This is a genomic window from Pseudomonas sp. PB105 (assembly GCF_009764655.1).
GTDB lineage: Bacteria > Pseudomonadota > Gammaproteobacteria > Pseudomonadales > Pseudomonadaceae > Aquipseudomonas > Aquipseudomonas cyclaminis.
Map to the genome: position 1 here is coordinate 333,612 of NZ_RWIO01000093.1, position 23,504 is coordinate 357,115.

The following is a 23,504-nucleotide window of genomic DNA, read 5'->3' on the forward strand; positions in this document are numbered from 1 at the left end:
AAGGGTGGGGGCTACATCCATCCGTACTCCGCCATCGACAATGGATCACCATCCCCCACGATGATGTGATCCAGCACCCGCACGTCCACCATCTCCAGCGCTTTCTGCAGGACTTTGGTCAATTTTCGATCAGCAGCACTCGGCTCCACGTTTCCCGAAGGATGGTTGTGACACAAGATCAACGCCGCCGCGTTGTAGGCCAGTGCGCGTTTGACCACTTGCCGGGGATACACCACCGCGGCGTCGATGGTGCCCTCAGATAATGCCTCGAAGCCCAATACCCGATGTTTTGAATCGAGAAACAGGCAGCCAAAGATCTCGTGGGGCTCATGGCGCAACAGCGCCTTGAGGTAACCCCGCACGACCTCCGGGCTTTCCAGCACTGACTCACTGCGCAAGTGTTCGGCCATATGCCGCCGGGACATTTCCAGTACCGCCTGCAGTTGGGCAAACTTCGCCGGCCCCAAGCCCAGTTGCTGGTTGAACAGCGCCTGGTTGGCCTCCAGCAGCGGGCGTAAGCCACCAAATTGGGCGAGCAGATGGCGCGCCAAGTCCACCGCACTCCGACCGGCTACACCTGTGCGCAGAAAGATTGCCAACAACTCGGCATCTGACAAACTTGCCGCGCCCCATGCCAAAAGCTTCTCCCGCGGACGCTCTGCCGCCGGCCAGTCACGAATACTCATCCCACCTCCCTGTGCATGTGCGCCGCTGCTGCCTGACAGACGCTGTGTTATCGTAGGCCCTCTTTTTTGCGTGCGATTTCACCTGGGGAGGGGAGATCGCAGGCGTCACTGAACTGGCTTCACTGAACTGGAAAGGCAAACCAATGCAGCGTCTGTATCGGAAACGCATCGTTCTCGGCGTCGGCGGCGGCATTGCCGCCTACAAGAGCGCAGAGTTGGTTCGCAGGCTCCTGGACCAAGGCGCCGAAGTGCGCGTGGTCATGACTCGTGGCGGCAGTGAGTTCATCACCCCCCTGACCATGCAGGCCTTGTCCGGCCACCCGGTTCACCTGGACCTGCTGGACCCGGCGGCGGAAGCCGCCATGGGCCACATCGAACTGGCCAAATGGGCCGACCTGGTGCTGATCGCCCCAGCCACCGCGGACCTGATCGCCCGCCTCGCCCAAGGCATTGCCGACGACCTGCTGACCACGCTGGTACTGGCCACCGACGCCACCGTGGCCATCGCCCCGGCCATGAACCAGGCCATGTGGCGCGATCCGGCCACCCAGGCCAACACTCAACTCCTGCAAAGTCGTGGCCTCAAGGTGTTCGGCCCGGCGTCCGGCAGCCAGGCCTGCGGCGACGTGGGCATGGGCCGCATGCTCGAAGCCACCGATCTGGCCCAGTGCGCCGCCGAGTGCTTCCAGCACCTGGCCCTGACCGGCAAGCACGTGCTGATCACCGCTGGCCCGACCCAGGAAAACATCGACCCGGTGCGCTACATCACCAACCATAGCTCAGGAAAAATGGGCTTTGCGCTGGCAGAAGCGGCGGTCGAGGCAGGCGCACGTGTCACCTTGATCACAGGACCGGTGCATTTGCCGACCCCTGATCGCGTCACGCGAATCGACGTAGTCAGCGCCCGGGACATGCTCGCGGCCTGCGAAGCGGCCATTCCCTGCGACCTGTTTATCGCCTCGGCAGCGGTTGCGGACTACCGCCCGGAAGTCGTCGCCCCGCAAAAGCTCAAGAAAGACCCTACAAGCGGCGACGGCCTGCTCCTGCAAATGGTGCGCAACCCGGACATCCTGGCCACCATCGCCACCCGTCCAGACCGCCCGTTCAGCGTCGGCTTCGCGGCCGAGACCGAGCACTTGCTGGACTACGCCGCACGCAAATTGAAAGACAAAAACCTCGACCTGATCGTTGCCAATGATGTCGCCAACCCGAGCATCGGCTTCAACAGCGAGGAAAACGCCTGCAGCGTGATTGACCGCGACCTGCACGCCACCCTTTTCGCCCAGACCAGCAAGGGCAAGATTGCCCGCCAGTTGATCTCTTTTATCGCCCAACGGCTGAACCAGGTTTAATTTCCATGCACGCTTTGCAAGCCAAGATCCTCGACCCACGCATCGGCACCGAATTCCCACTGCCGGCCTACGCCACCCCTGGCTCCGCCGGCCTGGACCTGCGCGCCATGCTCAAGCAGGACACCCTGCTTGAGCCGGGCCAGACCGTCCTGATTCCGACCGGCCTGTCGATCTACGTGGGCGACCCTGGCCTGGCGGCGCTGATCCTGCCGCGCTCCGGCCTGGGTCACAAACACGGCATCGTGCTGGGCAATCTGGTCGGCCTGATCGACTCGGACTACCAGGGCGAGTTGATGGTGTCGTGCTGGAACCGTGGCCAGACTGCCTTCAACATCGTGGTCGGCGAGCGCATCGCCCAGCTGGTTCTTGTGCCGGTGGTGCAGGCGCACTTCGAACTGGTGCAGGAGTTCGACGAAACCCAACGCGGCGCAGGCGGCTTCGGGCATTCCGGCAGTCTCTGACTAAGCTGAACCTGGCCGGGTGCTTCTGCCCGGCCAGACGCCACCGCATGGCTTTTCAGGATGAAGAATGCGCGGAATTTATCAGCGAGATTTCCATAGTGAAATCAATGCATTACGCAAAAAAGAGCCAGGCCGCCAAACGCCGATGGCATTTTTGCACCACGAACTCTCTGCCGAAAACACCGTCATACCCTTCAGTTTGAGCCTGCCGGTCAGCCACATTAAGGCCAGCCTTGCCCCCTTCAGATGGAGTTTCCCCCCGCGATGAGTACCGCAGCCCGAGTAGCCCCGACATTCCCCGACAGCATTTTTCGCGCCTATGACATCCGTGGCGTGGTGCCCAAGACCCTGACCGCCGAAACGGCCTACTGGATTGGCCGCGCCATTGGCGCCCAGAGCCTGGCCCAGGATGAGCCCAACGTTTCGGTCGGCCGCGACGGTCGCTTGTCCGGCCCGGAACTGGTGGAACAACTGATCCAGGGCCTGGCCGACGCCGGCTGCCACGTCAGCGACGTCGGCCTGGTACCAACGCCGGCGCTGTACTACGCCGCCAATGTCCTGGCCGGCAAGTCCGGGGTGATGCTCACCGGCAGCCATAACCCGTCGGACTACAACGGCTTCAAGATCGTCATTGCTGGCGACACCCTGGCCAACGAACAGATCCAAGCCCTGCATACCCGCCTGAAGACCAACGACCTGACCAGCGGCAAAGGCAGCATCACCAAGGTCGACATCCTGCAGCGCTACTCCGATGAAATCACCCGCGACGTCAAGCTCGCCCGCCGCCTCAAAGTGGTGGTTGACTGCGGCAACGGCGCGGCCGGCGTGATCGCGCCGCAACTGCTCGAAGCGCTGAACTGCGAAGTGATTCCGTTGTTTTGCGAGGTCGACGGCAACTTCCCGAACCATCACCCGGATCCGGGCAAACCTGAGAACCTGGTGGACCTGATCGCCAAGGTCAAGGAAACCGGCGCCGACGTCGGCCTGGCCTTCGACGGTGACGGCGACCGCGTCGGTGTGGTGACTGAAACCGGCGAGATCGTCTTCCCCGACCGCTTGCTGATGCTGTTCGCCCGTGACGTAGTGGCGCGCAACCCCAACGCCGAAATCATTTTCGACGTGAAGTGCACCCGTCGCCTGACGCCGCTGATCAAGGAATATGGCGGCCGTCCGCTAATGTGGAAGACCGGTCACTCGTTGATCAAAAAGAAAATGAAGGAAACCGGCGCCCTGTTGGCCGGCGAAATGAGCGGTCACGTGTTCTTCAAGGAGCGCTGGTTCGGCTTTGATGACGGCATTTACAGCGCCGCTCGTCTGCTGGAGATCCTCAGCAAGGAAAAATCCACCGCCGAAGAACTGTTCCAGACCTTCCCGAATGATATTTCTACGCCAGAGATCAATATCCATGTGACCGAGGAGAGCAAATTCAGCATCATTGACGCACTGCACGATGCGCAATGGGGCGAAGGCGCCAACCTGACCACCATTGATGGTGTGCGAGTCGATTACGCCAAAGGCTGGGGCCTGGTTCGCGCGTCCAACACCACACCGGTGCTGGTCCTGCGTTTCGAGGCGGATACCGAGGCTGAGTTGCAGCGCATCAAGGACGTGTTCCACGCCCAGTTGAAACGTGTTGCCCCTGATCTCCAACTACCGTTCTGATTTTTTTCCGGAGCCCTGAATGACCCTCGAACGCGAAGCCGCTGCCAACACCGCCAAGGTCCTGTCCGAAGCGTTGCCTTACATTCGACGCTACGTCGGCAAGACGCTGGTGATCAAGTACGGCGGCAATGCCATGGAAAGCGACGAGCTGAAAACCGGCTTTGCCCGCGACATCGTGTTGATGAAAGCCGTCGGCATCAACCCCGTGGTAGTACACGGTGGCGGCCCGCAGATCGGCGACCTGCTCAAGCGTTTGTCGATCGAGAGTCACTTCATCGATGGCATGCGCGTCACTGACGCGCAGACCATGGACGTGGTGGAGATGGTCCTCGGCGGCCAGGTGAACAAAGACATCGTCAACCTGATCAACCGCCACGGCGGCAGCGCCATCGGCCTGACCGGCAAGGACGCTGAGTTGATCCGCGCGAAAAAACTGACCGTCACCCGTCAGACGCCGGAAATGACCCAGCCGGAAATCATCGACATCGGCCAAGTGGGCGAAGTGATCGGCATCAACACCGACCTGCTGAACCTGCTGGTCAAAGGCGACTTCATCCCGGTGATCGCGCCAATCGGCGTGGGCGCCAATGGCGAGTCCTACAACATCAACGCCGACCTGGTAGCGGGCAAGGTTGCCGAAGCGCTGAAAGCTGAAAAGCTGATGCTGCTGACCAACATCGCCGGCTTGATGGACAAGGAAGGCAAGGTGCTGACCGGCTTGACCACCCAACAGGTGGACGAGTTGATCGCCGACGGCACCATCTACGGCGGCATGCTGCCGAAGATCCGTTGCGCGCTGGAAGCGGTGCAAGGCGGCGTCGGTAGCTCGCTGATCCTGGATGGCCGCGTGCCGAACGCGATCCTGCTGGAAATCTTCACCGACACCGGTGTGGGCACGCTGATCAGCAACCGCAAGCGTCCTTAAAAACGCAGAAAACAAATGTGGGAGGGGGCTTGCCCCCCTCCCACATTACTTGCTGTATCAGACGCCGAATTGCTCGCGGTACGCACGCACCGCCGGCAGATGCTGCTTGAGTTGCGGATCATCTTCCAGGAACTGCAACACCTGGTTCAACGACACGATGCTCACGACCGGAATGCCGAAATCGCGCTCCACTTCCTGGATCGCCGACAATTCACCGTTGCCACGCTCCTGGCGGTTCAGTGCGATCAACACGCCAGCGGCCTTGGCGCCGTCCTGGGAAGCGATGATCTGCATCACTTCACGGATTGCGGTGCCCGCGGTGATCACATCGTCGATGATCAGCACGTCGCCGGTCAGCGGCGCGCCCACCAGGCTGCCGCCTTCGCCGTGAGCCTTGGCTTCCTTGCGGTTGAAGCACCAAGGCAGGTCCCGCCCGTGATGCTCAGCCAAAGCCACTGCCGTTGTGGCCGCCAGGGGGATACCCTTGTAGGCCGGGCCAAACAGCACGTCGAAGGAAATACCGCTTTCAACGATGGCTGCCGCGTAGAAACGACCCAGCTGAGCCAGGGCCGAACCCGAGTTGAACAGGCCAGCATTGAAGAAGTACGGGCTGGTGCGCCCGGACTTGAGAGTGAACTCACCGAAGCGCAAAACGCCGCGATCGATGGCAAAACGAATGAAATCGCGTTGATACGCCTGCATGAAAAAAGCCTCAGATACCACGGATTTAGCTAATTAGGTAGACGGCGTGTATCATACACGCACGCGATTTTTGGGGCCATTTATGCGGATCATCAGTGTGAACGTTAATGGTATTCAGGCTGCAGTCGAGCGTGGTTTGCTCAGTTGGCTGCAAGCTCAGAATGCCGACGTCATCTGCCTGCAGGACACCCGCGCCTCCGCCTTTGAACTGGACGACCCAGCCTTCCAACTGGATGGCTACTTCCTTTATGCCTGCGATGCCGAAGTGCCCACCCAAGGTGGCGTGGCTTTGTACTCGCGGTTGCAACCCAAGGCGGTCATCAGCGGCCTCGGCTTCGAGACAGCCGACCGCTACGGGCGCTACCTGCAAGCCGATTTCGACAAGGTCAGCATCGCGACCTTGCTGCTTCCTTCGGGGCAGAACGGCGATGAAGACTTGAACCAGAAGTTCAAGCTAATGGACGATTTCGCCCGTTATCTGGATAAGCAGCGGCGTAAACGTCGCGAGTACATTTACTGTGGCTCGCTGTACGTGGCGCAACAGAAGCTGGATATCAAGAACTGGCGCGACAGCCAGCAATCCCCAGGCTTCCTGGCGCCGGAACGGGCCTGGATGGACGAGATTGTCGGCAACATGGGCTATGTGGATGCCCTGCGCGAAGTCAGCCGTGAAGGCGACCAGTACAGCTGGTGGCCGGATAACGAACAGGCCGAGATGCTTAATCTGGGCTGGCGTTTCGACTACCAGTTGCTGACCCCAGGTCTGCGCCGGTTTGTTCGCAGCGCACGCTTGCCACGCCAGCCGCGCTTCTCGCAACATGCGCCGCTGATCGTGGACTACGACTGGACACTGACCATCTAAGGTCTTTCTCCAGGCACAAAAAAACCGACATCGCTGTCGGTTTTTTTGTGGGCGATCATTATTTGACCAGACGCCAGGTCCAGGGGTATCGGTAAGCCGTGCCGTTATTGGCTTTAACGCCACCAATGATGGTCAGCACCAGCGCTGCAACCACCAGCACCAACATCAGCACAAAGCCGATCACCACAAAACCCAGCACCATGCAGACCAGCCAGGCGATGGCCACGGTAATCTGGAAATTCAGGGCTTCCTTGCCCTGATCATCGATAAGCGGGTCCATATCCTTCTTGATCTGCCACACGATCAGCGGCCCCAACAGGCTGCCAAAGGGGAATACCAACCCCAGAAACGCCGCGAAGTGACACAACATCGCCCACTGGCGAACTTCCTTGGTCGGTGCCGGGACCGGCAATTGACTGTCACTCATGGCACTTCTCCTTGAAGGCGGCTTAGTCAGCCAGTGCGGCGTTCTGCAGTTCGAAGATTTCGGTCATGCCTTTCTGGGCCAGGGCCAGCATTGCATTCAGTTCGGCCGGCTGGAATGGCGCGCCTTCGGCGGTGCCCTGCACTTCGATGAAACCACCGGTGCTGGTCATCACGACGTTCAGGTCAGTCTCGGCAGCCGAGTCTTCCAGGTAGTCCAGGTCCAGCACAGGCTCGCCCTGGTACATGCCAACCGATACGGCAGCGATCATCTGCTTGAGCGGGTCGCCGCCTTTCAGGCCGCCACGTTTCTTGATCACTTTCAGTGCATCGACCAGGGCCACCATCGCGCCGGTGATGGACGCGGTACGGGTGCCGCCATCGGCCTGGATCACGTCGCAGTCGACGTACAGGGTCACGTCGCCCAGCTTGGACATGTCCAGGGCTGCACGCAGGGAACGACCGATCAGGCGCTGGATTTCCAGGGTGCGGCCGCCCTGCTTGCCACGGCTGGCTTCACGCTGGTTACGCTCGCCAGTGGCACGCGGCAGCATGCCGTACTCGGCGGTCAACCAACCCTGGCCCTGGCCCTTGAGGAAGCGCGGCACGCCATTTTCGACGCTGACGGTGCAAATCACCTTGGTATCGCCAAACTCGACCAGTACAGATCCCTCGGCGTGTTTGGTGTAGTTGCGGGTGATGCGGATCGAGCGGAGCTGATCGGCAGCGCGACCACTTGGACGTTTCATAGGGGATACCTGTACTGAGGACGAAAAACTGCCGGGCATTATAGAGCCGCGAACCGATTCGGGGCACTGCTAAAAAATCCGGTTACGAATGGACAGCCTATCGCCCATTGTTTGGGCGCGCTCGCCCCACTGCGCTACAATCCTGCGCCTTCTTAACCATCAGCCCGTGTTTTCGGGGCTGCATCGCGAGGTACCTCCATGGTGCACAGCATGACCGCCTTCGCCCGCGTCGAAAAAGCCGGCGCCCAAGGCACCTTGAGCTGGGAGCTGCGCTCGGTCAACAGCCGCTACCTGGAGCCGCACCTGCGCCTGCCGGAATCATTCCGCGACCTCGAAGGCGCCGTCCGTGAAGCCCTGCGCCAGGGCATCTCCCGCGGCAAGCTGGAATGCACCCTGCGCTTTACCGAAGAGACCACCGGCAAACCACTGCAAGTGGATCGCGAGCGCGCTGCGCAACTGGTCGCCGCTGCCGAGACCATCGCCGGGCTGATCAAGCAACCCGCCGCATTGAACCCCCTGGAAGTGCTGGCCTGGCCAGGCGTGCTGGTGGCCGATGCCACCGACCCGCAAGCCCTCAACGCCGAAGCCCTCGCCCTGTTCACCCAGGGCTTGAAGGAACTCAAGGCCGGCCGCGAACGCGAAGGCAGCGAACTGGCCCGCCTCATCAACGAGCGCCTGACCTCGATAGAAGCCGACGTGGTCACCTTGCGCGAGCTGGTGCCGCAGATGCTCGCCACCCAGCGCCAGAAGGTCCTCGACCGCTTCACCGACATGAAGGCCGACCTCGACCCGACGCGTTTGGAGCAGGAAATGGTCCTGCTGGCCCAGAAGAGCGACGTCGCCGAAGAGCTGGATCGCCTGAGCACCCACATCCTCGAAGTGCGCCGCGTACTCAAATCCGGCGGCGCCGCCGGTCGGCGCCTGGACTTCCTGATGCAGGAACTCAACCGCGAAGCCAATACACTCGGCTCCAAAGCTTTCGACCCGCGCAGCACTACGGCTGCGGTCAACCTCAAAGTGTTGATCGAGCAGATGCGCGAACAAGTACAGAATATTGAGTAAGGCAACCTTCATGACCCACAGCACCGGCACCCTTTACATCATTTCCGCCCCTTCGGGCGCGGGCAAGAGCAGCCTGGTCAAGGCCCTGACCGACGCTGACGAACAGATCCGCATCTCGGTCTCCCACACCACCCGCGCCATGCGCCCGGGCGAGGTGAACGGCGTGCACTATCACTTCGTCGAGCGCACCGAGTTCGTCAAGATGATCGAACACGGCGACTTCCTGGAGCGCGCCGAGGTATTCGGCAACCTCTACGGCACCTCGCAAAGCCACCTGCAGCAGACCCTGGACGAAGGCCACGACCTGATCCTGGAAATCGACTGGCAGGGCGCCGAGCAAGTACGCAAGCTGATGCCCCAGGCGCGCTCGGTCTTCATCCTGCCGCCTTCGCTTGAAGCCTTGCACCAGCGCCTGACCAACCGCGGGCAGGACAGCGACGAGATCATCGAAGGGCGCATGCGTGAAGCCGTCAGCGAAATGAGCCACTACGTCGACTACGATTACCTGATCATCAACGACGATTTTTCCCACGCACTGGATGATCTGAAGGCGATTTTCCGCACTAATCAGCTCCAGCAAAAGCGTCAACAGCAGCGTTTCGGTAAGTTACTGGCCGAATTACTCGGCTGATTAGCGCTTCCCAAAACCGCTGCAAGGGCTTTACATTGGCACTTGCAGCGGTTTTGCGAGGGCTTGCGAAAAATCAGCGCTTCCCTAAACGCTGGTGATTTTTTAAACTGTTTAGTCCGCTCGCCCAACCGGGCAGCGCGCATCTTGCATCCGCTCCGAGGAATATCATGGCCCGCGTAACCGTTGAAGACTGCCTAGACCACGTGGCAAACCGCTTTGAGCTGGTCATGCTCTCTACCAAGCGTGCCCGTCAACTGGCCACTGGCGGCAAAGAGCCTCTGGTCCAGTGGGAAAACGACAAGCCTACCGTTGTAGCCCTGCGTGAAATCGCTGAAGGCCTGATGAGCTACGAGTTCATCGCCAACGCTGAAATCGTTGAAGACGAACCGCTGTTTGCAGCGTTCGAGGACGAGTCCAACGAGGCCGTCTAAGCCTATGCCTGGTCGACGTAGCACGGCGCGGGGTCAAAGCCTTCGGCAGGAGTTCACATCTTGCCGAGCATAGACGCCCTCGCCGATCGCTTATCGACCTACCTCGGCCCCGACCAGGTCAACCTGGTCCGCCGAGCGTATTTCTACGCCGAACAAGCCCACGACGGCCAACGCCGCCGTAGCGGTGAGGCGTATGTCACCCATCCTCTTGCGGTGGCAAATATCCTCGCTGACATGCACATGGACCATCAGAGCCTGATGGCCGCGATGCTGCATGACGTGATCGAAGACACCGGCATCGCCAAGGAAGCGCTCAGCGCGCAATTTGGCGAAACCGTGGCCGAACTGGTCGATGGGGTCAGCAAACTGACCCAGATGAACTTCGAGACCAAGGCCGAAGCCCAGGCGGAAAACTTCCAGAAGATGGCCATGGCCATGGCCCGGGATATCCGGGTGATCCTGGTCAAGCTGGCCGACCGGCTGCACAACATGCGCACGCTGGAAGTGCTGTCCGGCGAAAAACGCCGGCGCATCGCCAAGGAAACCCTGGAAATCTACGCGCCCATCGCCAACCGGCTGGGCATGCACGCCATTCGTATCGAGTTCGAAGACCTCGGCTTCAAGGCCATGCACCCGATGCGTTCGGCGCGCATCTACCAGGCGGTCAAGCGCGCCCGTGGCAATCGCAAGGAAATCGTCAACAAGATCGAAGAGTCGCTAAGCCACTGCCTGGCGATCGACGAGATTGAGGGCGAGGTCAGCGGCCGGCAGAAGCACATCTACGGCATCTACAAGAAGATGCGCGGCAAGCGTCGGGCCTTCAACGAAATCATGGATGTGTACGCATTCCGGATCATCGTCGACAAGGTCGATACCTGCTACCGCGTGTTGGGCGCTGTACATAATTTGTACAAACCCCTGCCGGGCCGCTTCAAGGACTACATCGCGATTCCCAAGGCCAACGGCTATCAGTCACTGCATACCACGCTGTTCGGTATGCACGGCGTGCCGATCGAGATCCAGATCCGCACCCGCGAAATGGAAGAGATGGCCAACAACGGCATCGCCGCCCACTGGCTGTACAAATCCAGCGGCGACGAGCAGCCAAAAGGCACCCATGCCCGCGCTCGCCAGTGGGTCAAAGGCGTGCTGGAAATGCAGCAACGTGCCGGCAACTCCCTGGAATTTATCGAAAGCGTGAAGATCGACCTGTTCCCGGACGAGGTCTATGTGTTCACGCCCAAAGGCCGGATCATGGAGCTGCCCAAAGGCTCCACGGCGGTCGACTTTGCCTACGCCGTGCACACCGATGTGGGCAACAGCTGCATCGCCTGTCGGATCAATCGTCGTCTCGCACCGCTCTCCGAGCCGCTGCAAAGCGGCTCCACCGTGGAGATCGTCAGCGCACCGGGCGCACGCCCGAACCCGGCATGGCTCAACTTCGTGGTTACCGGCAAGGCGCGCACGCACATTCGTCACGCCCTCAAACTGCAGCGTCGCTCCGAGTCCATCAGCCTCGGCGAACGCCTGCTGAACAAGGTACTCAACGGCTTCGACAGCGCCCTGGACAAAATCCCGCAGGAGCGCGTGCAAGCGATGCTCCACGAGTATCGCCAGGAAACCGTCGAGGACCTGCTGGAAGATATAGGCCTGGGCAACCGCATGGCCTATGTGGTCGCTCGCCGCCTGCTGGGCGAAGGCGAGCAGTTGCCAAGCCCCGAAGGCCCGCTGGCGATTCGCGGCACCGAGGGCCTGGTGCTCAGCTATGCCAAGTGCTGCACGCCAATCCCCGGCGACCCGATTGTCGGCCACCTGTCCGCAGGCAAGGGCATGGTCGTGCACCTGGACAACTGCCGCAACATCACCGAAATCCGTCACAACCCGGAAAAATGCATCCAGCTCTCATGGGCCAAGGATGTCACCGGCGAATTCAACGTCGAGCTGCGCGTGGAGCTGGAACACCAGCGCGGCCTGATCGCCCTGCTGGCCAGCAGCGTCAACGCGGCCGACGGCAATATCGAAAAAATCAGCATGGACGAACGCGATGGTCGCATCAGCGTGGTCCAACTGGTGGTCAGCGTTCACGACCGCGTGCACCTGGCCCGCGTGATCAAGAAGCTGCGCGCCTTGACCGGTGTGATCCGCATCACCCGCATGCGTGCATAACCCACCCTCTTACAAGGAGTCATTCATGACCAAGACTGTTATCACCAGCGACAAGGCCCCGGCGGCCATCGGCACTTATTCCCAGGCGATCAAGGCGGGCAACACTGTCTACATGTCCGGCCAGATCCCGCTGGACCCGAAGACCATGGAACTGGTGGAGGGCTTCGAAGCACAGACCGTGCAGGTCTTCGAAAACCTCAAGTCTGTAGCCGAAGCGGCGGGCGGTTCGTTCAAGGACATCGTCAAGCTGAACATCTTCCTCACCGACCTGAGCCACTTCGCCAAGGTCAACGAGATCATGGGCAAATACTTCGAACAGCCTTACCCAGCCCGCGCCGCCATCGGCGTTGCTGCCCTGCCAAAGGGCGCACAGGTTGAGATGGACGCGATTCTGGTCATCGAGTAAAACACCCGGCGCAGCCTTCACAGGCCGCGCCGACTTCGTTTTAAAAGGATTTCATGATGCGCAAAGCGCTTGTAGCCACTCCGTTGCTCGCCCTGATGCTCGGCGGCTGCGCCAGCAACCCGGCCGACCTGGATGTGAGCGGCACCTGGATCAACCAGGTCGCCATCGATGCGGCAGCCAAGGGCGGCCCTTTGCGTGAAGCACTGCAGAGTTTTGGCCCGAACCTCGAATGGGAGGTCAATTCCAAGGCTGCGCAGGCGCGCTACTACAACGGTTTTGAAGTTGCCGAAGGCAAGCTGCTCGGCGAACAATCCGGCGCCTGGAGCGTGGATTTCTACGGCAGCTCCGCCACTGAACTCAAGCGCAAAGGCAAGCAGCTGCTGCAAGTGGCCAACGACAACGAGCCCGAACAGCTATTTGCCCGCGCCAAAGACCCCGCCCCTGAAGGTGCGCCACTGGGCGCGAACTTCGAACGCGCACTGTATGCGGCCTATATGGGCGGCGACTGGAAAATCACTGACGGCTTCGGCAACGGCGCCACGGTGCAGTTTCAGGCTGACGGCAAAGTCGCAGGCTTACCGGGTGTCGACCGGTACTCGCTGTGCCTGGCAGGTGATTGCGCTTCAATGAGCGGCGGCTACGACAGTATGTGGCTGCAACTCAACGGCGTGGGCAATCCATGGATTTTTGTCCGCAAAGGCAAACAGCTGGAAATTTTCCAGGCAGTCAACACCGCACAGGCCGACGAAGTACCTTCGTTTACACCTGGGCCACGACAGTGGCTGCTGGAAAAACCGTAAAAAAGGAGCCCTCGCAGACTGTGTGAAAACCTAGCAATCTGCGCAGAGCTCAAAGAAAATGCTCCGTATCGAAAGATACGGAGCATTTTTCGTTATGGCGTACATCCAGGGCGAATCTCGCAGCCAGACCAGCCTGTTCCCGGTCTCGCTGGAAGAACTGATCCCCGAGGATCACCTCGTTCGAGTCATAGACTTCTACGTGGCCAAGCTGGATCTGGTGCAGTTGGGGTTCGATAAGGCGTTGCCCAAAGGCACCGGTCGCCCCTCTTATGATCCTGCCGATCAGCTAAAACTCTATCTCTACGGCTATTTCCAGCGAAAGGTGATCGGATCTATCAGGCCGCCGTCGACGACTGCGCCAACTGCGCGCTGAAAGCGCAATGCACTGGAGCCCAGCGTCGTTATGTCTCACGACATGCCCATGAAGAGGCTTTCGAGCGGATGGAGCAAAGGATGCAGGCGCATCCTGAGATGATGGCCAACCGAAGATCCATCGTTGAGCACCCCTTCGGCAACCTCAAACAGTGGCTATTGGGTAATGGTCGTTTCTTGCTGCGGCAACTTGAGGGGACGAAAGCTGAAATGGCCTTGGCGGTGAATGCCTAAAACCTGAAACGAGCGATTAACGTGCTCGGGGCCCGCCAACTGATGGCGCTAATGGGCTAGAAGGCCTTTTTTCGCCTGTCGCCGGCATAAAAACAAACGCCCCGAACGAGTCGGGGCGTTTGTTGGGCCGGCCTTCAGTGCGTTTTCACACAGTCTGCTCGGGCTCCTTTTTCAGTTAGCGCTTTCCTTCAAGGATTGCAGCATAGCCTTCACGAAAGCTTGGATAGGTCGGTTTCCATCCCAATGCCTTGACCCGGGCATTGCTGCACTGCTTGCTGCCCGCACGCCGCACACTGGCGTCTTCGGACCATTCGGTCACACCCAGGTGCTCGCGCAACCAGCCCACCACTTCGGCCAGTGGCGCAGGCGCGTCGTCGACACCGATATAGACCTTGTCCAACGACCCACCCTGTTCCACATGACGCAACAAAAACGCCAGCAAGCCCGCCGCATCATCCGCGTGAATGCGGTTGCCATATAAAGGTGGGTCGATTGCTACGCGATAGCCTTGGCGAACCTGGGTCAGCAGCCACTCGCGGCCGGGGCCATAAATGCCGGTCAGGCGCACAATGCTGGCTGGGATGCCGCTATTGAGCGCGACCTGCTCAGCCTCCAGCATCACCTGCCCGGAATACCCCTTCGCTTGAGTCTGCGACGTTTCGTCGACCCGCTCGCCATTCTGCTGTCCGTAAACACTGCTGCTGGATACAAACAGCAGGTGCTTCGGCACTTGGCCGTAATCATCCAGCCACTCCAACACATGTTTCAGTCCTTGTACGTAAGCGGCGCGATAACCGGCTTCGTCGTGATCCGTGGCGGCAGCGCAATACACCAGGTAATCCACCCCGCCGATGGGCCAGGTGTCAGGACAATCTTTGTTGAACAGGTCGCCGGCAATGCCGATCACGCCGTCGGGCAGACGCGAAATATCGCGGCGCAGGCCATGAACCTCCCATTCCCAGGCCAGCAATTGGCTAGCCAGGCGACTACCCACATCGCCGCATCCGGCAATCACAACAGAAGGTGCAGACATCACAAAACTCCATTCTCAAAGGTCTAGATTAGCCTTCTCGGCTGACCAGCGGCCAGAAAAAGTCCAAATAAAGTTACTGTATTACTTCTGTTAACAAGAATTACTTGCAATAATGACCACCCATTTGTCCTCGGCCGTTTAGGGTCTGGTAGGACGATCACTCATTTTTCCTCTCAGGTCCGGCCAGCATGACACGTAATACAACCCCCGCTTCGCCAACCCCGTCCCGCGCCTGGCGCGCGATTGCAGCGCTGGTGTTCAGCGTATTGCTGGCACCGACCGCCGCATTCGCTGATGCCACCGCCCCGGCCACCCCGGCTGCCGCCGAGCACAACGCTACAGCCCCGGCCGCTCCCGCTGCTGCGCCAGCCGCCACCGACCCGGCCCTGGCTGCAGCCCCTGCTGCCGCCGACGAAACCGGCGTAGTACTGGAAGAAGACAACACGCTGGGCATGGCCCACGACCTTTCCCCATGGGGCATGTACCAGAACGCAGACGTCGTGGTGAAAGCCGTGATGATCGGCCTGGCCATCGCCTCGATCATCACCTGGACCATCTGGATCGCCAAAGGCTTCGAGCTGCTGGGTGCCAAGCGTCGTCTGCGTACTGAAATCGTCCACCTGAAAAAAGCCGCCACCCTCAAGGAAGCGAGCGAAAGCGCGACCAAGAAGGGCACCCTGGCCAACACCCTGGTGCACGACGCGCTGGAAGAAATGCGCCTGTCGGCCAATACCCGCGAAAAAGAAGGCATCAAGGAGCGCGTTGCATTCCGCCTTGAGCGCCTGGTTGCAGCCTGTGGCCGTAACATGAGCAGCGGCACCGGCGTCCTCGCCACCATCGGCTCTACCGCACCGTTCGTCGGCCTGTTCGGCACCGTGTGGGGCATCATGAACAGCTTTATCGGCATCGCCAAAACCCAGACCACCAACCTCGCCGTCGTTGCTCCAGGCATCGCCGAAGCCCTGCTGGCAACCGCCCTGGGCCTGGTTGCGGCAATTCCTGCGGTGGTGATCTACAACGTCTTCGCCCGTTCGATTGCCGGCTACAAAGCCCAGGTATCGGACGCGTCGGCAGAAGTCCTGCTGCTGGTCAGCCGCGACCTCGATCACCTGCCTACCGAGCGCAGCTCGCAACCGCACATGGTGAAAGTGGGGTAATCGGCCATGGGCCTGCATTTGAATCAAGGCGACGATGAACTCGTCGAGAACCACGAAATCAACGTCACGCCGTTTATCGACGTCATGCTGGTACTGCTGATCATCTTCATGGTCGCCGCACCCTTGGCCACCGTGGACATCAAGGTCGATCTGCCCGCGTCCAGCGCAAAGCCTGCGCCGCGGCCTGAGAAGCCGGTGTTCCTCAGCGTCAAGGCAGACCAACGCCTGTTCCTGGGCGAAGAAGAAGTCAAAGCTGAAACCCTGGGCCAGGTGCTCGACGCCAAGACCCAAGGCAAGAAAGACACGACGATCTTCTTCCAGGCCGACAAGGGCGTGGACTACGGCGACCTGATGAGCGTGATGGATGCCCTGCGGGCAGCCGGCTACCTCAAGGTAGGCCTGGTCGGACTTGAGACGGCAGCCAAGAAATGATCACGACGCGCCACAAACTGACGCGTTATGGCACCAGCCTCGCCGTCGTGCTGGGCGTGCATGCCGTCGCGATTGCTATCGCGCTTCATTGGTCGGCGCCGCACACCGTGCAGTTGCCACCGGCCGCCATGGTCATTGACCTGGCGCCGATGCCTGCGCCGCCGCCGCCGGCCCCGCCGAAAGTGGTCACGCCACCGCAACCGCCTGCACCGGTGGAAGAGTTGCCGTTGCCGAAACTGGCCGAGGCACCCAAGCCAACGATCCAGGTGCCCAAGCCGGTCAAGCCCAAGCCCAAACCTCAGCCGCCCAAGCCGGTAGAGAAAAAGATCGAGCCGCCCAAGGAGAAACCTTCCGAGGACCCGCCGAGCGATGCTCCACCGACCCAAGCGCCAGCCGAAAAATCGGCCCAGCCGGTTCCAGGCCCGTCGCCGCAGCAGATTGCAGCCAAGGCATCCTGGGAAGGCACGCTGCTGGCGCATCTGCAGAAGTACAAGAAGTACCCGCCAGGAGCCCAGGCGCGTGGCAAGGAAGGCCTGAACCGCCTGCGCTTCGTGGTCGATGCCGAAGGCAACGTGCTGTCCTACGAGTTGGTGGGCCGCTCCGGCAACGCCGACCTGGACCGTGCAACCCTGGACATGATCCGTCGTGCCCAGCCACTGCCCAAGCCACCGGCCGATATGGTGAAAAGCGGCAGTGTCGAGATCGTTGCACCGTTTGTGTACAACATCGAGAAACGTCGCCGCTGAAAATAACTGTGGCAAGGGGCAAACCTTGCCACAGTCAGCAAAATCCTCTGCATTCCCCGCTCAATCCCCAACAAACTTCTGATAACGTGCGTCTATCGATTGCAGCCGGTATGCTTGGCCCGCAACCTCATGGACGCCCGCTATGACTCTTACAGAATTACGCTACATCGTTACCCTCGCCCAAGAGCAGCACTTCGGCCACGCGGCCGAGCGTTGCCACGTCAGCCAGCCGACGCTGTCGGTGGGCGTGAAAAAGCTTGAAGACGAACTCGGTGTGCTGATTTTCGAGCGCAGCAAAAGCGCCGTGCGCCTTACGCCCGTGGGCGAAGGCATCGTTGCCCAGGCCCAGAAGGTCCTGGAACAAGCGCAAAGCATTCGCGAGCTGGCCCAAGCCGGCAAAAACCAGCTGACCGCACCGCTGAAAGTCGGCGCCATCTACACCGTCGGCCCTTACCTGTTCCCGCACTTGATCCCGCAACTGCACCGCGTCGCGCCGCAGATGCCGCTGTATATCGAAGAGAACTTCACCCACGTGCTGCGCGACAAACTGCGCAACGGCGAGCTGGACGCGATCATCATCGCGCTGCCGTTCAACGAGGCCGACGTGCTGACGCTGCCCCTCTACGACGAGCCGTTCTACGTGCTCATGCCCGCCTCCCACCCGTGGACGCAGAAAGACACCATCGACGCCGGCCTGCTCAACGACAAGAGCCTGTTGCTGCTCGGCGAAGGCCACTGCTTCCGCGACCAGGTGCTGGAAGCCTGCCCGACGCTGACCAAAGGCAACGACGGCGCCAAGCACACCACCGTGGAATCCAGCTCCCTGGAAACCATTCGCCACATGGTTGCGTCCGGCCTGGGCATTTCGATCCTGCCGTTGTCGGCGGTGGACAGCCATCACTACGCCCCTGGCGTGATCGCAGTGCGCCCGCTCACACCGCCGGTGCCGTTCCGCACGGTGGCAATCGCCTGGCGTGCGAGCTTCCCACGGCCTAAAGCGATTGAGATCCTCGCCGACTCGATCCGCCTGTGTTCGGTGGCCAAGCCGCCTGCTGCGAGCTAAGCAACGGTATGACAGAGCTGTCGCAGGTGTCGGTGACGGCACTCAAGGGTGTCGGTGAAGCCATGGCCGAGAAACTGGCCAAGGTCGGCCTGGAAAACCTCCAGGACGTATTGTTTCACCTGCCCCTGCGTTATCAGGACCGTACCCGCGTGGTGCCCATCGGCCACTTGCGCCCAGGGCAAGACGCGGTAGTCGAAGGCACCGTCAGCGGCGCCGACGTGGTCATGGGCAAGCGCCGCAGCCTGGTCGTGCGCCTGCAGGACGGCACCGGCGGCCTGAGCCTGCGCTTCTACCATTTCAGCAACGCGCAGAAGGAAGGCCTCAAGCGCGGCACGCGCGTGCGCTGCTATGGCGAAGCCCGGCCCGGCGCCTCAGGTCTGGAAATCTACCACCCGGAATACCGCGCGATTACCGGCGACGAACCGCCGCCGGTGGACACCACCCTCACGCCCATCTACCCGCTCACCGAAGGCCTGACCCAGCAACGCCTGCGCCAGCTGTGCACGCAGACCCTGACGATGCTTGGCCCGCAAAGCCTGCCCGACTGGCTGCCACTGGAGCTGGCTCGCGACTATCAACTGGCACCACTGGACGATGCGATTCGCTACCTGCATCACCCGCCGGCCGATGCCGATGTCGACGAATTGGCCCTGGGTCACCACTGGGCCCAACACCGCCTGGCCTTCGAAGAATTGCTCACTCATCAGCTGTCCCAGCAACGCCTGCGCGAAAGCATGCGTTCCCTGCGCGCCCCGGCGATGCCCAAGGCCACGCGCCTGCCTGCGCAGTACCTGGCCAACCTCGGGTTTGCGCCGACCGGCGCCCAGCAACGTGTCGGCAATGAAATCGCCTACGACCTCAGCCAGAAAGAACCCATGCTCCGGTTGATTCAGGGCGATGTGGGCGCAGGCAAAACCGTGGTCGCCGCCCTCGCCGCCTTGCAGGCGCTGGAAGCCGGTTACCAGGTCGCATTGATGGCACCCACCGAGATCCTCGCCGAGCAGCACTTCATCACCTTCAAGCGCTGGCTCGAACCCCTGGGCCTGGAAGTCGCGTGGCTGGCCGGCAAACTCAAGGGCAAGAACCGCGCAGCGTCACTGGAGCAGATCGCCAGCGGCGCACCGATGGTGGTGGGCACCCACGCGCTGTTCCAGGACGAAGTGAAGTTCAAGAACCTGGCCTTGGTGATCATCGACGAACAACACCGCTTCGGCGTGCAGCAGCGCCTGGCCCTGCGCCAGAAAGGCGTGGGCGGCCGGATGAACCCGCACCAGTTGATCATGACCGCCACGCCCATCCCACGCACCCTGGCCATGAGTGCCTACGCCGACCTCGACACCTCGATCCTCGACGAACTGCCGCCCGGCCGCACCCCGGTCAACACCGTGCTGGTCACCGACACCCGGCGTGTCGAAGTGATCGAGCGGGTACGCGGCGCCTGTGCCGAAGGGCGCCAGGCTTACTGGGTGTGCACGCTGATCGAAGAGTCCGAAGAACTCACCTGCCAGGCTGCCGAGACCACCTACGAAGACCTCACCAGCGCCTTGGGTGAACTCAAGGTGGGCCTGATCCACGGGCGCATGAAGCCCGCCGAAAAAGCCGCCGTGATGGCTGAATTCAAGGCCGGCAACCTGCAACTGCTGGTGGCCACCACGGTGATCGAAGTCGGCGTAGACGTGCCCAACGCCAGCCTGATGATTATTGAAAACCCCGAGCGCCTGGGCCTGGCGCAACTGCACCAACTGCGCGGCCGCGTCGGTCGGGGCAGCGCCGCCAGCCACTGCGTGCTGCTGTATCACCCGCCGCTGTCACAGATCGGCCGCCAGCGCCTGGGCATCATGCGCGAGACCAACGACGGGTTTGTCATTGCCGAAAAAGACCTCGAACTGCGCGGCCCAGGCGAAATGCTCGGCACCCGCCAGACCGGCCTGCTGCAATTCAAAGTCGCCGACCTGATGCGCGACGCCGACCTGCTCCCCGCCGTGCGCGATGCGGCGCAAGCCCTCATGGAACGCTGGCCAGATCACGTCAGCCCGCTGCTTGATCGCTGGCTACGCCATGGGCAGCAATACGGCCAAGTGTGACGCCTGACTCACTTAAGCGACCTACAGGTGTATCAAGCTGGTTATACTTCGGTGACTGTACGAAATTGGATCAGGCCATGTCAGAAGTTGCCCTCGCCACAGCCCCACTGACCGCCCCGCCGGTCATTCGGGCTCTGCTCGCAAAACTCGCCATCCCCTACACGGAAGTCGCAGAACACCCTGGCCTGAATCCTGCGCGCAAGGTGCAGGCCGTGCTGCTGGAAGACGCGGTGGGCGCACTGATGGTGCTGTTCCCCCAGAACCAGTTGCTCGACCTCAACCGCCTCACCGAACTCACCGGTCGCCGCCTCATCTCTGTGTCGCCGGATCGCGTCAAACGCATGCTGGTCAAGCATGAGCTGAGCCTGCTGCCGGGCCTGCCAGCACTCACCAGTTCGCCGTGTTTGTACGAAGGCAGCCTGCTCAAAGAGCCAAGCCTGCTGGTGCACTCCGGCGAAGCCGGCCTGCTGCTGGAAATCGCCAGTGACGCTTTCAAGACCATGCTCACCAAGGCCAGCGCCGCGCAGTTCGGCGAGCCGCTGAGCAAAATCCGCCCGAACCTCGACCGCCCCAATGATGACCGCGAGGAAATCACCCAGGCGATGCAGGCGTTCACCGCCCGCCGTATCCAGCAGCGCCTGGAAGCGACCATCGAGATTCCGCCGCTGGCCGATACCGCGCAAAAGATCATCAAGCTGCGCGTCGATCCGAATGCAACCATCGACGACATCACCGGCGTGGTCGAAACCGACCCAGCCCTGGCCGCCCAAGTGGTGAGCTGGGCGGCGTCGCCGTATTACGCGTCGCCAGGCAAGATCCGCTCGGTGGAAGACGCCATCGTACGGGTGCTGGGCTTTGACCTGGTGATCAACCTGGCACTGGGCCTGGCCCTGGGCAAGACCTTGAGCCTGCCCAAGGACAACCCGCACCAGGCCACGCCGTACTGGCACCAGTCAATCTACACCGCCGCCGTGATCGAAGGCCTGACCCGCGCCATGCCCCGCGCCCAGCGCCCCGAAGCCGGCCTGACCTACTTGGCCGGCCTGCTGCACAACTTCGGTTACCTGCTGCTGGCTCACGTGTTCCCGCCGCACTTCTCGCTGATCTGCCGTCACCTGGAGGTCAACCCGCACCTGTGCCATAGCTACGTGGAACAACACCTGCTGGGCATCAGCCGTGAGCAGATCGGCGCTTGGCTGATGCGCTACTGGGACATGCCGGACGAACTTTCCACCGCCCTGCGCTTCCAGCACGACCCGACCTACGACGGGCAGTACGCCGAGTATCCGAACCTGGTGTGTCTGGCGGTGCGTTTATTGCGCAGCCGGGGGATTGGCTCCGGGCCGGACGAGGCCATTCCGGATGCGCTGCTGGAGCGCCTGGGCCTGAGCCGCGACAAGGCTGAGGAAGTGGTCGGCAAGGTGCTGGATGCCGAGGTGCTGTTGCGTGAGTTGGCCTCGCAGTTCAGCCAGGGCTGAATCTGGCGCCTGTCGGATAGCTATCGGGGGCAAGCCCCCTCCCACATTTGGAATGCATTCCCCTGTGGGAGGGGGCTTGCCCCCGATGAATCCAACTCGATTTTACTGAAAAACCTCAACTCTTCTTTTTCTTCGGCTTCAGATACTTGGTCAACCCCTGGAACCAGATCACCAGCGCCGGGTTGCCCTTGATCTGGATCGACTTGTCCTGAATCCCCGTCATGAACGCCAGTTGCTTGTTCTTCGCCTGCATCGTGGCGAAGCCGTAGGCCGCATCTTTAAACGCAATCGCGAACGCCGGCGCAGGATGAACCCCTGAGCGGCTGGTGATGCGCTGGTCTTTGACGATGAAGTGACGGGCAACCTTGCCGTCGAGGGTCTGCAACTGGAACGCCAGGTCTTTATCACCCAACTGTTGCTGGAAGGCAGGATTGGTGCGACTGGCTTTGCCCATCATCAGGCCCAGCACCCACAGCAGAAGACGAAATTTCATGCACACGGCCTCGGTGTAATTATTAAGTGGCCGCAGCAGTTTAACGATTTGCAAAAAGAACGCCACCGATCTAGCGCATTAGCGGAAGATCGGCTGGCGTTTGACGCTTATAGCAGCATGTTAGTTAAACGTTAGGGCAAGGTACCGGCGCCCAGTCGGCCAGGTTTGGATCGCGGCAGGTGCCTTCGATCTGAGTCTTACCGGCGCTGGCGACCTTCTTGCTTTCATCTTGCTTGGTTTGGGCGGTCTGGAAGGTTTTCTCGGTGGAAACCGCTTCAGTCGGTACGGTTGGCAGCGGTGGCTTCTTCGGCGGCTTGGTACCGGTGCCTTTCTTCTTGTTGGCCGGCGTCACGGCAGGTGCTGCATCGGCCTTGGCCACGGTGACCACGTCGGCACGCTGCACGCCCACTTGTTGCAGGTCTTTCTCGTAGGCCTGGGTGTAGTTGTTCAGGTCTTCGGCAGCTTTGCCGTTGACCGCAACGATCAGGTCATTGGACTCCTTCAGGCCCGAGACGATTTCCGCCAGGCGTTTGCGGCCTTCGGTGTCGTTGACGGTCTTGGCCTTGCGATCAGACACCAATTTGGTGAATGCGCTCTGGTAGCACTGCTGGGACGCCTTGGCGTACGCGGTGCTGCGATCGATGTCGGAGGCGCTTTTGTTGACGTCAGCCGCGTACGAGGCAATGCGCTGGTTGTCATCGGCGATCTGCTTCTGACGCTCGGTGTAATAACCCGCCGCGCCGCCCGCCAGGGCGCCGCCGGCTGCGCCAATGGCGGCATTACGGCCACGTTTTTCCTTGTCACCGGTCAGGGCGCCGAGCAGGGCACCGCCGGCTGCGCCGATGGCCGCACCGGTGACGACCGACTTGGTCATGTTCGAATCGGTGGCACGCAAGTGCTGCACCGGCTCGTAGCAGTTGGGGTAGTACTCGACCTTGGTGCTGGACGCGACCTTGGAGGCCGGCGATGTGGCGCAACCTGTCAGCACGGTGCTGAAGCCAGCGGCAATCAGCAGTAAGTGACGCTTGGAAACCGCCTTACGGGAAAAAAGCATAAGTTGTGTTCTCTTCTAAGTTTGACTTGCCCAGCCGGCA

Annotated in this window: 24 protein-coding genes and 2 pseudogenes; 19 read left to right on the top strand and 7 right to left on the bottom strand. The window is 61.2% G+C overall.

Annotated elements, in window-relative coordinates; translation table 11 throughout:
* Positions 1 to 11: 11 nt before the first annotated feature.
* Complete coding sequence (radC, locus tag EJD88_RS24745; RefSeq protein WP_099586015.1) at positions 12 to 686, bottom strand: DNA repair protein RadC; 675 nt, start codon at positions 684 to 686, stop codon at positions 12 to 14.
* Positions 687 to 829: 143 nt separating this feature from the next.
* On the opposite strand from radC, the gene coaBC reads away from it, so the two are divergent.
* The 5 genes and pseudogenes from coaBC (at position 830) to argB (ending at position 5,086) form a co-directional block, all read left to right on the top strand.
* Positions 830 to 2,038, top strand: a complete 1,209-nt coding sequence (gene coaBC / locus EJD88_RS24750; RefSeq protein ID WP_099586016.1) for a bifunctional phosphopantothenoylcysteine decarboxylase/phosphopantothenate--cysteine ligase CoaBC — start codon at positions 830 to 832, stop codon at positions 2,036 to 2,038.
* Between the two features lie 5 nt (positions 2,039 to 2,043).
* Positions 2,044 to 2,499, top strand: a complete 456-nt coding sequence (dut, locus tag EJD88_RS24755; RefSeq protein ID WP_032884403.1) for a dUTP diphosphatase — start codon at positions 2,044 to 2,046, stop codon at positions 2,497 to 2,499.
* A gap of 67 nt (positions 2,500 to 2,566) precedes the next feature.
* Positions 2,567 to 2,767: a hypothetical protein gene (locus tag EJD88_RS24760; protein WP_112192760.1), complete on the top strand. Its 201-nt coding sequence runs from the start codon at positions 2,567 to 2,569 to the stop codon at positions 2,765 to 2,767.
* Positions 2,740 to 4,161 (top strand): annotated as a pseudogene (locus tag EJD88_RS24765) (phosphomannomutase/phosphoglucomutase); the annotation flags it as partial. The gene EJD88_RS24760 and the pseudogene EJD88_RS24765, both read left to right, overlap by 28 nt.
* A gap of 19 nt (positions 4,162 to 4,180) precedes the next feature.
* The gene (gene argB, locus EJD88_RS24770; RefSeq protein ID WP_015886532.1) at positions 4,181 to 5,086 is read left to right on the top strand and encodes an acetylglutamate kinase; all 906 of its coding nucleotides are present in this window, start codon (positions 4,181 to 4,183) and stop codon (positions 5,084 to 5,086) included.
* Between the two features lie 57 nt (positions 5,087 to 5,143).
* Here the strand turns inward: argB and pyrE are convergent, their stop codons facing one another.
* Positions 5,144 to 5,788 carry an orotate phosphoribosyltransferase gene (pyrE, locus tag EJD88_RS24775; RefSeq protein ID WP_099586019.1) on the bottom strand — a complete coding sequence of 215 codons (645 nt, stop codon included), beginning with the start codon at positions 5,786 to 5,788 and terminating at the stop codon, positions 5,144 to 5,146.
* Between the two features lie 82 nt (positions 5,789 to 5,870).
* On the opposite strand from pyrE, the gene EJD88_RS24780 reads away from it, so the two are divergent.
* Positions 5,871 to 6,650: an exodeoxyribonuclease III gene (locus EJD88_RS24780; RefSeq protein WP_003195493.1), complete on the top strand. Its 780-nt coding sequence runs from the start codon at positions 5,871 to 5,873 to the stop codon at positions 6,648 to 6,650.
* A gap of 58 nt (positions 6,651 to 6,708) precedes the next feature.
* Here the strand turns inward: EJD88_RS24780 and EJD88_RS24785 are convergent, their stop codons facing one another.
* Together EJD88_RS24785 and rph are read right to left on the bottom strand one after the other, a co-directional pair.
* The gene (locus tag EJD88_RS24785) at positions 6,709 to 7,077 is read right to left on the bottom strand and encodes a DUF4870 domain-containing protein (RefSeq protein ID WP_032884406.1); all 369 of its coding nucleotides are present in this window, start codon (positions 7,075 to 7,077) and stop codon (positions 6,709 to 6,711) included.
* Between the two features lie 22 nt (positions 7,078 to 7,099).
* Positions 7,100 to 7,822: a ribonuclease PH gene (gene rph / locus EJD88_RS24790; RefSeq protein WP_016975928.1), complete on the bottom strand. Its 723-nt coding sequence runs from the start codon at positions 7,820 to 7,822 to the stop codon at positions 7,100 to 7,102.
* 198 nt (positions 7,823 to 8,020) lie between these two features.
* Here rph and EJD88_RS24795 point away from each other — a divergent pair, with 198 nt between their 5' ends.
* The 7 genes and pseudogenes from EJD88_RS24795 (at position 8,021) to EJD88_RS24825 (ending at position 13,924) form a co-directional block, all read left to right on the top strand.
* On the top strand, positions 8,021 to 8,884 hold the full coding sequence (locus tag EJD88_RS24795) for a YicC/YloC family endoribonuclease (RefSeq protein WP_158879238.1): 864 nt from the start codon (positions 8,021 to 8,023) through the stop codon (positions 8,882 to 8,884).
* Positions 8,885 to 8,894: 10 nt separating this feature from the next.
* Positions 8,895 to 9,515, top strand: a complete 621-nt coding sequence (gene gmk / locus EJD88_RS24800) for a guanylate kinase (RefSeq protein WP_158879239.1) — start codon at positions 8,895 to 8,897, stop codon at positions 9,513 to 9,515.
* 167 nt (positions 9,516 to 9,682) lie between these two features.
* Entirely contained in the window at positions 9,683 to 9,946 is a 264-nt protein-coding gene (rpoZ, locus tag EJD88_RS24805) for a DNA-directed RNA polymerase subunit omega (protein ID WP_017735757.1), read from the top strand.
* Positions 9,947 to 10,006: 60 nt separating this feature from the next.
* The gene (spoT, locus tag EJD88_RS24810; protein WP_032884411.1) at positions 10,007 to 12,112 is read left to right on the top strand and encodes a bifunctional GTP diphosphokinase/guanosine-3',5'-bis pyrophosphate 3'-pyrophosphohydrolase; all 2,106 of its coding nucleotides are present in this window, start codon (positions 10,007 to 10,009) and stop codon (positions 12,110 to 12,112) included.
* A gap of 25 nt (positions 12,113 to 12,137) precedes the next feature.
* Positions 12,138 to 12,518, top strand: coding sequence for a RidA family protein (locus tag EJD88_RS24815; protein ID WP_003176922.1), 381 nt, complete (start codon positions 12,138 to 12,140; stop codon positions 12,516 to 12,518).
* Between the two features lie 56 nt (positions 12,519 to 12,574).
* The gene (locus EJD88_RS24820) at positions 12,575 to 13,318 is read left to right on the top strand and encodes a hypothetical protein (RefSeq protein ID WP_158879240.1); all 744 of its coding nucleotides are present in this window, start codon (positions 12,575 to 12,577) and stop codon (positions 13,316 to 13,318) included.
* Between the two features lie 94 nt (positions 13,319 to 13,412).
* Positions 13,413 to 13,924, top strand: a pseudogene (locus EJD88_RS24825) (transposase).
* A 175-nt stretch (positions 13,925 to 14,099) separates the two neighbouring features.
* Here the strand turns inward: EJD88_RS24825 and EJD88_RS24830 are convergent.
* Positions 14,100 to 14,957 carry an SDR family oxidoreductase gene (locus tag EJD88_RS24830; RefSeq protein ID WP_158879241.1) on the bottom strand — a complete coding sequence of 286 codons (858 nt, stop codon included), beginning with the start codon at positions 14,955 to 14,957 and terminating at the stop codon, positions 14,100 to 14,102.
* A gap of 188 nt (positions 14,958 to 15,145) precedes the next feature.
* Between EJD88_RS24830 and exbB the strand changes: the two genes are divergently transcribed.
* The 6 genes from exbB to EJD88_RS24860 all read left to right on the top strand — a co-directional run bounded on the left by exbB (position 15,146) and on the right by EJD88_RS24860 (position 21,917).
* Positions 15,146 to 16,114 (top strand): tonB-system energizer ExbB, encoded by a 969-nt coding sequence (gene exbB, locus EJD88_RS24835; protein ID WP_112192764.1) that lies wholly within the window; start codon positions 15,146 to 15,148, stop codon positions 16,112 to 16,114.
* A gap of 6 nt (positions 16,115 to 16,120) precedes the next feature.
* Positions 16,121 to 16,546 carry a TonB system transport protein ExbD gene (gene exbD, locus EJD88_RS24840; RefSeq protein ID WP_032884416.1) on the top strand — a complete coding sequence of 142 codons (426 nt, stop codon included), beginning with the start codon at positions 16,121 to 16,123 and terminating at the stop codon, positions 16,544 to 16,546.
* Positions 16,543 to 17,292 carry an energy transducer TonB gene (locus EJD88_RS24845; protein ID WP_099586024.1) on the top strand — a complete coding sequence of 250 codons (750 nt, stop codon included), beginning with the start codon at positions 16,543 to 16,545 and terminating at the stop codon, positions 17,290 to 17,292. The genes exbD and EJD88_RS24845 overlap by 4 nt, the downstream gene beginning before the upstream one ends.
* 142 nt (positions 17,293 to 17,434) lie before the next feature.
* A complete protein-coding gene (locus tag EJD88_RS24850; RefSeq protein WP_003213305.1) occupies positions 17,435 to 18,355 on the top strand; it encodes a hydrogen peroxide-inducible genes activator in 921 nt (306 codons plus the stop codon).
* A gap of 8 nt (positions 18,356 to 18,363) precedes the next feature.
* Entirely contained in the window at positions 18,364 to 20,439 is a 2,076-nt protein-coding gene (recG, locus tag EJD88_RS24855; RefSeq protein WP_158879242.1) for an ATP-dependent DNA helicase RecG, read from the top strand.
* Between the two features lie 77 nt (positions 20,440 to 20,516).
* Complete coding sequence (locus tag EJD88_RS24860; RefSeq protein WP_158879243.1) at positions 20,517 to 21,917, top strand: aminoacyl-tRNA deacylase and HDOD domain-containing protein; 1,401 nt, start codon at positions 20,517 to 20,519, stop codon at positions 21,915 to 21,917.
* Positions 21,918 to 22,032: 115 nt separating this feature from the next.
* Here EJD88_RS24860 and EJD88_RS24865 read toward each other — a convergent pair whose 3' ends face one another.
* Together EJD88_RS24865 and tagQ are read right to left on the bottom strand one after the other, a co-directional pair.
* Complete coding sequence (locus tag EJD88_RS24865) at positions 22,033 to 22,410, bottom strand: helicase (RefSeq protein WP_072435248.1); 378 nt, start codon at positions 22,408 to 22,410, stop codon at positions 22,033 to 22,035.
* A 124-nt stretch (positions 22,411 to 22,534) separates the two neighbouring features.
* Entirely contained in the window at positions 22,535 to 23,464 is a 930-nt protein-coding gene (tagQ, locus tag EJD88_RS24870) for a type VI secretion system-associated lipoprotein TagQ (RefSeq protein WP_099586026.1), read from the bottom strand.
* Positions 23,465 to 23,504: the final 40 nt, after the last annotated feature.